This is a genomic window from Nostoc sp. NMS7 (assembly GCF_017115085.1).
Classification (GTDB): Bacteria; Cyanobacteriota; Cyanobacteriia; order Cyanobacteriales; family Nostocaceae; genus Nostoc.
In genome coordinates, this window is record NZ_JABXKJ010000110.1 from 1 (window position 1) to 7139 (window position 7139).

General features: G+C 48.1%; 8 protein-coding genes and 1 pseudogene. 2 read left to right on the forward strand and 7 right to left on the reverse strand.

Annotated features, from left to right (window positions below; all coding sequences use genetic code 11):
* Window positions 1-532 precede the first annotated feature (532 nt).
* Window positions 533-790: pseudogene (locus HWQ38_RS11595) on the reverse strand (IS701 family transposase); the annotation flags it as partial.
* Between the two features lie 47 nt (window positions 791-837).
* Here HWQ38_RS11595 and HWQ38_RS11600 point away from each other — a divergent pair.
* On the forward strand, window positions 838-1095 hold the full coding sequence (locus HWQ38_RS11600; protein WP_292793416.1) for a SemiSWEET family sugar transporter: 258 nt from the start codon (window positions 838-840) through the stop codon (window positions 1093-1095).
* A gap of 221 nt (window positions 1096-1316) precedes the next feature.
* On the forward strand, window positions 1317-2096 hold the full coding sequence (locus HWQ38_RS11605; RefSeq protein WP_292793418.1) for an alpha/beta hydrolase: 780 nt from the start codon (window positions 1317-1319) through the stop codon (window positions 2094-2096).
* A 301-nt stretch (window positions 2097-2397) separates the two neighbouring features.
* On the opposite strand, the gene HWQ38_RS11610 is transcribed toward HWQ38_RS11605, so the two are convergent.
* The 6 genes from HWQ38_RS11610 to HWQ38_RS11630 form a co-directional block, all read right to left on the reverse strand.
* Window positions 2398-3051 carry a VOC family protein gene (locus HWQ38_RS11610; RefSeq protein WP_292793420.1) on the reverse strand — a complete coding sequence of 218 codons (654 nt, stop codon included), beginning with the start codon at window positions 3049-3051 and terminating at the stop codon, window positions 2398-2400.
* Between the two features lie 20 nt (window positions 3052-3071).
* Window positions 3072-3257: a fumarylacetoacetate hydrolase family protein gene (locus HWQ38_RS40415; RefSeq protein WP_366933271.1), complete on the reverse strand. Its 186-nt coding sequence runs from the start codon at window positions 3255-3257 to the stop codon at window positions 3072-3074.
* An 11-nt stretch (window positions 3258-3268) separates the two neighbouring features.
* Window positions 3269-4906, reverse strand: a complete 1638-nt coding sequence (locus HWQ38_RS11615) for an FAD-dependent oxidoreductase (RefSeq protein ID WP_292793423.1) — start codon at window positions 4904-4906, stop codon at window positions 3269-3271.
* Window positions 4907-5515: 609 nt separating this feature from the next.
* Entirely contained in the window at window positions 5516-6517 is a 1002-nt protein-coding gene (locus HWQ38_RS11620) for a hypothetical protein (RefSeq protein WP_292793425.1), read from the reverse strand.
* A 199-nt stretch (window positions 6518-6716) separates the two neighbouring features.
* Window positions 6717-6896: a hypothetical protein gene (locus tag HWQ38_RS11625; RefSeq protein WP_292793427.1), complete on the reverse strand. Its 180-nt coding sequence runs from the start codon at window positions 6894-6896 to the stop codon at window positions 6717-6719.
* Window positions 6893-7139, reverse strand: a 247-nt coding sequence (locus tag HWQ38_RS11630; protein ID WP_292793429.1) for a hypothetical protein, incomplete at its 5' end; no start/stop codon positions are given. The genes HWQ38_RS11630 and HWQ38_RS11625, both read right to left, overlap by 4 nt.

Consider the following 7139-nt stretch of genomic DNA (forward strand, 5'->3'; position numbering starts at 1 on the left):
ATTGATTCAACAATCGCTAATAATTTTTGCTTACCGCAACTTATTGAGCGGATACGTTCAAAGTTACTGTTTTTGATTATTCAGGTAGCTCTTGTTCTAATGGTGGTCAACTCGTGCTAGATAGAAGTTAAGGCGCTACAACATTACTGCACCACCACCCGCCTAGCTCGTTGGACTGGTGATTAGCTCTATTTTCTCACTTTGGAAGAACGCAATCGGAGAAAAGCTTTCAGAGCTTCAATCTCCATGTTTGTCCAGGAATTTTACTTACTGTTAAAAAATAAACGCTCAAGGCTAGAGTAAATAAAAATTTCAGAATTCAAAGCCTTAAAACGTCGCCTTAACGCCAAGTCTAATTCCAAGTTTAACTAACTCCCCGTAGCGCGTCATAAGCTGTGGGGTTTTGTTTTAGGTGGTTGGGTGCGATGCCTGCGGCGGGCGTAGCCATCGCGGTCATTGTCCAAGCCATGACTGAAAATTAGCTGTATCTCTGACTGCGTTAGAATTTTGGCGCGTCCATGCCGATTTATTTTCTCAGGCGTTCAATGTCTTGTAAAAGAAGTAACACTACCAATTGTGAAAATATAGTTTGGAATGCGATTTCTGCTGCTTGTCCCCAATCAGGTAGGTTTGTAGAAGCGATCGCTGTGGATCAATAAGCCCAGTATGCCAAAATATAAGAAATCAGGGACAATACCAACCAACAATAAACGCCTAAAAGTGTCCCCTGCCCAAACCGATGTAACCCGAAGCGGTGTTTCGCAGTTTTAAACCAACCCTCTATTCGCCATCACCCGGTTCTCAGTACTAAAAAAGATTTATTAATAATTCAATCAGATGAACGCAACCACAATTTTAGGATTATTTGCAGGGATATTAACCACGATATCTTTTCTACCCCAAGTCATAAAAATTTGGAAAACAAAATCAGCCAAAGATGTATCTTTGAGAATGGTATGCACATATATTGCTGGCACTTGTATGTGGCTAGTTAATGGATTTATTCACAAAGATTTGCCTATTTTGATGACAAATTTTTTTGGTTTAATTCTTAATTGCTTAATTGTGTGGTTTAAAATCAAGTACAAAAAATAAAGATTATACTCTTATTTTGGCAAAGGTATTGATTTAAGTACCTGAATGCTGGCAACAACGGCATAGGTACGTTGGCGCATAGCGCCAACGCCACTTTGTTGCACGCGTAGGCGTAGCCCGCCGCAGGCATCGCATGAATTGAATGGTAACAAGCACACATCAGTCGATAAAAATAGCAACTTGGGTTATTAGGAACAAAGTCAATAGGTGGAGATATAGACATGATCAATCGACGCACTTTCACGGCTACGGCTGTTGCTGGAGGCGCGATCGCGCTCCTTGGTCTTTCCAGGAAGAAAGTCCAAGCGCAGGCTGACATCACCGCCGGCAACATAGTCCTGGTTCACGGTGCCTACGCAGATGGCTCCTGTTGGTCTGAAGTGATTAGACGCCTGCAAAAAGCTGGACTCAAGCCGACTGCGGTGCAGAATCCACTGACATCGCTGGCAGATGATGTTGCAGCAACACGTCGCATCCTCGCGTTGCAGGACGGTCCGACGGTTCTCGTCGGTCATTCTTGGGCAGGGACGGTGATTAGCGAGGCTGGAATTGATCCCAAAGTTTCCACACTCGTCTATGTTGCTGCTCGCGCACCGGATGCCGACGAGGACTATACGGCGCTTGCTGCAAAATTTCCAACACCACCCGCAAACGCTGGTCTGGTTCATTCGGGCGGATTCGCTCAACTGAGCGAGGAGGCGTTCCTGAGAGACTTTGCTGGTGGCGTCGATCTAGCTAAAGCGCGTGTTCTATATGCGGTTCAGGGGCGAGTAGCCGACACCCTGTTTGCCTCAAGAACAACAGTGGCGGCGTGGAGGTCTAAACCTTCCTGGTATGCCGTTTCGACGCAAGATAGAACAACTGCGCCTGAGTTGGAGAAGTTTCTTGCGAATCGGATGAAGGCAAATACGATTGAGCTGGAGTCCAGCCATCTTTCTATGATTACCCATCCAGATGAAATTGCCAATCTCATCTTGAACGCCGCAGGACTTAGCGGCTGATCTAATCAGCAACCGCGCCAGGGCGAACGCATCTAAATACTGATGTGCAGAACAAATGCCAGAGTATTTGCACAATTGAATCCGCAGCAATTTCAGGAATGTTTCTTAAACTGGATGAAATAGACCTCTTGCATGAATCAAGAAAACAGAGCAAGTTTATAGTTTATAGGCCCAGAAATCAAATTGCATCGCTTGCCAAAACGTTTTCTACGATTACGTGTCCATCTATGTGGACAGACTTTCTCGTGATTGCCAATTGTCTGGCAATGATCTTGCCGCTTTTAGAATACCAGCAATCGTATTACAGGTGATAGACCATCCTCTGACTAAATAAAGTGGTCAATTTTGAATGCCAGTTGATAAAAGGTAATGCGGTAGACTTGTCTTTACTATGCAAAAGTTCTGCTTTATCACCTTCAAAGATTTGGTCTTTTTTAAACTTTTCTTGTTGTTTGCGCGCTACATGTAACGGCACAATGCAAATTGCCGAAGCAGTATGAAACCAATTGGCGTATTTCAGCCAAGGTGAATCTTCGTCCGACTTCAGATTTGAACCGTGGGTGCCGAGAGTGTAAAGCCGTAAACGCCGCCCATCAGGGTCGTCGAAGACAATCAGCCATGCCTGAATTCCGGTAAGCACGGGCGAGTGTTCAATATGAAGTTCATCTAGGTGCTTGCCCCAAGCTTCGAGAGCAGCACGATCATCAACGGCAATGGTCAATGGATCGAAACCTTTTTGCTTCTCGGCTTCTTCAGGGCTGAGGCGCAGTTCGACTCGCGTGCCGAGATTGGGAACATCAAGAATGTAGGCGTAAATTGATCCATCTTCATGCTTGTGATCCCATGCCAAATTCCGTTTAGCACCAAAGACTTGCTCATAAAAGTGCAAACTATGATCAAGATTGCTAACCGCGAACTTGACGTGATGAATGCCCTTAAGAGGTGGAATATTCATGTGCTTCTTCTTTGCTGTTTTTAGTCCTGCCGGATGATCACATTTAAGCTGCCGATGTCGATCTCTGCATGGATGCGATCGCTGGCTTTTAGAAAACGATCACCATCAACTCCTGCGGAGCCAGATGGTGAACCCGTGAAGAGCATATCTCCAGGTTTGATCGTGAGGTTTGCTTGACATTGCAAGTCGGCGAAAAGGACTTGCACTTAATTCTGATCTAGCATGGTGTTCTTTCTTGCTTTGAAGGTAAAGGCGCGTCTATTGACGGATTTTGCTCTGAAGACGGCGATAGCCAGGAGCGGCAATATTCTGCTAATTCTGATACGGAGTGTTCTCCTCCCCGGAAACCGATGTAACCGTCCGGACGAATTAACAGTAAACCAGGAGTAGAACCGAGGTAATTTTGGAAGCGCTTGTGTTCTGACTCACTGTGCGGCGGCTCTATCTGTGTCCCTTTGAGCATCTCGTGCCATAGCGCCAGCTTTTCTGAGATTTGTGTATGTAGAGTTAGAGCATCACTGATGCCGACGAAAAGGAGTGTAAACCGGGACGGATTGAGCAGATTAAAAAGCGTCCGGTTTTCCTTAGCACCACTGGGTAGAACAACCTGGAGAGGGAAGTCAGGAACGCGATCACCAGCTCTTAGGCTACCTCCGTGCCCATGATCAACCGAGAGAGGACTGTCACGGTAACCCAAGGCCAGCTGACTCATGCGTGCGGTACTATTTTGCTGTACCACATCAGCACCGGCAATCCAAGGTGCAAGATGATTAAACAGACTTCGGACAATTGGATTTTCCGCTCCAATGATTTCGGTGAGACCTTCTGTCTTCGTCAGCACGTTATGGATAACCGGAATGCGGTCTTGCTCATAGGTGTCGAGCAGCTTTTCCGGGGCATAGCCTTTAAGTACGAAGGCTAGCTTCCATCCTAGATTCACCATGTCCTGAATGCCGGTGTTCATTCCTTGGGCTCCAGCGGGACTGTGAATATGAGCGGCGTCGCCACCAAGAAATAGCCTTCCTACTTTAAGCCGCTCGATCATGCGGCTGTTGATCCCGAACCAAGAACTCCAGGTCAAGTCGCGAAAGCGTGCCGGAATATGCGAGCGCTGGTCATAGATGGTCTGCAACTCCTGTAAGCTGGGCGCAGTGTCTTTACTCGGTTGACTGAGTGGGTTGCTGGCGATGAGGCGGAATCGGCTGCCATTCAGAGGAAACAGACCCATGAACCCGTGTTCCGATGAGAAGATGTGGAAATCTGACGGTGGCAAATCACCATCAATATAAATATCTCCGAGCGCATAGTTCTCGTCGAGGGTCTTCCCCTTGAATTCCAAGCCAAGACTAGTTCGCACGATGCTGTGCGTGCCCTCAGCACTGATTAGGTATGACGCAGTAGCCTCTTCGAGACTGCCATTCTTATGCCGCAAAACGGCTTTGACTCCGGACAGGTCATGAGAAAATGAGATCATCTCAACGCCCCGCTCCACTTCCACATTTTCCCTGATGAGCGCCTCAAGCAGAATGCGCTCCGTCTCCGCTTGAGAGATGAACAGCAGATAGTGATAGCGGCTATCAATATGGCGGAAATCGAGCCGGAAGAGACGCTTGCCGCCACCGTAGACGCTGCCACCCAGAGCAGGATTACCGATCCGGATAAACTCGTCGGCAAGGCCGCGCAACTCCATAAGTTCTAGCGTTCTAGACTGCACGCCAATAGCTCTGGAGGTGGTCTCAGGAGCTTCCTTTTTGTCGATGATTCGTACCGAGACACCGAAGCGGGCCAGTTCCAACGCCGCTGTAATGCCGGTCGGGCCACCCCCCACAATGAGTACTGAAGATATGTTTGACATATATATAGGACTTATATTTGATTTCTGAAAAAAATCAGTACACCCCGAAAAGGCTTCTTCCCCACTCCCTACTCCCTGTCTACGCAAATAATTTCAAAAATCAAAGCAGACTGCTATATCTACAGGGATATTAAGATGCAAAACGCTGTTAGCCCAAACATGAGAACATCACTTAATACTCTATCAGTAAACCAAAAAGTTTTCTTTTTCTTTCCATCTAAACGTTTGAGCTAAAACCAGGGATATCACAAAACTCACAAAACAACGTTAAATTGACCATTTCAGACGATACCCCTAGTTACCTTGAAGCGACACCGAATAGCCCACACTTCGGCAAAGCTCAGCGACCATCGTAGACATCGCTCTATTACTAATGCTATTTGCTTCCTGATTCACAAGGGCTGAAACCCATATTTTTACGTTCGTTTTCAAAACTTTGTGGTTTACTGGTAATCTTCAACGCGCAAGTGTTTATTGGCGCTTTCAAACCACAGGTGCACGGAGAAAGATGGAACGCTTATACCCGACTGTGTAACCAAGCATTGTTGCCTTGGTAGACTACTAGATACGCGAACGATTCCGAAAAGCGCCTGAACACCACAGCCGGCGTTACGTTCCGAGTAGCTCCGGCACGAAGATGTCCTCGCACGTCAGCCGCCGCTTCGAGAGACCTTGTTCAAAGAAATAGCGCAAGAAAGTGTTGATCGTCTTGCGATTCGCTTCGACGCCGTACGGCCACCAATCATCAGGAAACAGGCGGCGGTTTTCGTCGAAGAGTGGAGTAAACCACGGTATCATAAGGTTCCCGTGTTGCTCCATTAAGCCTTTCCGATACTGCTCCATCGCAACCTCTTTCGCGTCGCAAAAGCCCCGGTAGATGGCCTGTACGAGAGCCGGATGCTGCACGAGAAGCTCTTTGCGAACTACGACCGTATGCATGATCGGGAAGATGCCAGTACGTCGGTAGTACGCGCGTTCGACCGACTCGTAGTCGGGAAATAGTCGCGCGACTTGCGGTGAGTTGTTCAGCACGCACTGCGGCGCAACAGCCGAGATGAACGCGTCGATTTCTCCCGCTTCGAGCATCGGCCCCAACGCTTTGCCGAATGGCACCGGCATTACGTCGACGTTCGCAGGATGCCGTTGCGGGATGAAATCAAATGGTGGCATGTACCAATCAGAGGCGCCGATGATCCAGCGGCACTGGTCCGGCGTCACGCCGTACTCGTCCGAGAGAATCCCCTTTGGCCACACGCCCGCATCGTGGCCGTAAATCCCGAATTCGCCGATGGTCTTGCCTGCGAGGTCTTCCGGCTTTTCGATGCCACTCGACGTGTTGATGAAGATCGCCGAATGTCGGAAATTACGATTTGGAAACACCGGAAGCGCGATGAACGGCGGATCATCGAGGTCGAGGGTACGTAGATAGAACGTCAACCCCAATTCCGAGACATCAAACGCGCGCTGCCGCACCATGCGCTCGAAAATGTCCGAGACAATGCGGGCGCTCTCGAAGCTGGCATCGACGCCATCGATCTTTACGGTGCCATCGAACAACGCACGCGTGTGGTCGTAGTTAGAGCAGCCAATTTTAAGCTTGAGATCGCTCATTGCACAGGTTCCTCCAGAATGCAGTCTTTCGTTTCAGATCATAGCAGCGCTATGATCTGAAACGCCGGCGCACAGTTAGTCCCAGTTGTCGAATGCGATTTTCTCCCGGTCGGCATCGCTTAAATCCGCCTCCTTGCGCTTGTGCTGCGGTGTTCTAGGGTAAACGGTCGCCCAAGTGAGGGGGTAAGCTGAGATGTTTTCAGTCATTGTGAGCGCCCACCTGTAACTCAGTTTCTAAAGCTAACTTTTCGCCGCAAGCTTCACAGTATTCACAGTGTTCTTTGCCTCCAGGTAGAGAATCTAGTTCAAAGTAATGCTCAAGCTGGCAACTTGAACAGACAATCTGAATTAACAAATCTGTAATATTATATCCTGTCACTGCGATGCCTCCGGCGGTAAACTACGCGAAAGTGACCACCGGGGATACTCCCCGTGGCGCATTTCGCGCTCCTCCTGACTTTCAATCTCACCTTTCATCTTCTGCTCAATCCATTCTGAAAAATCACCATCAAAGCCTGAATCTTCTAGCATTCGCAACATCTGACGATGTAGAACTTTATCTATATATATAGAACCCATTTGACATCTTTTACTGTGTTGAAGTAAAGTGACGGCAAAAGTC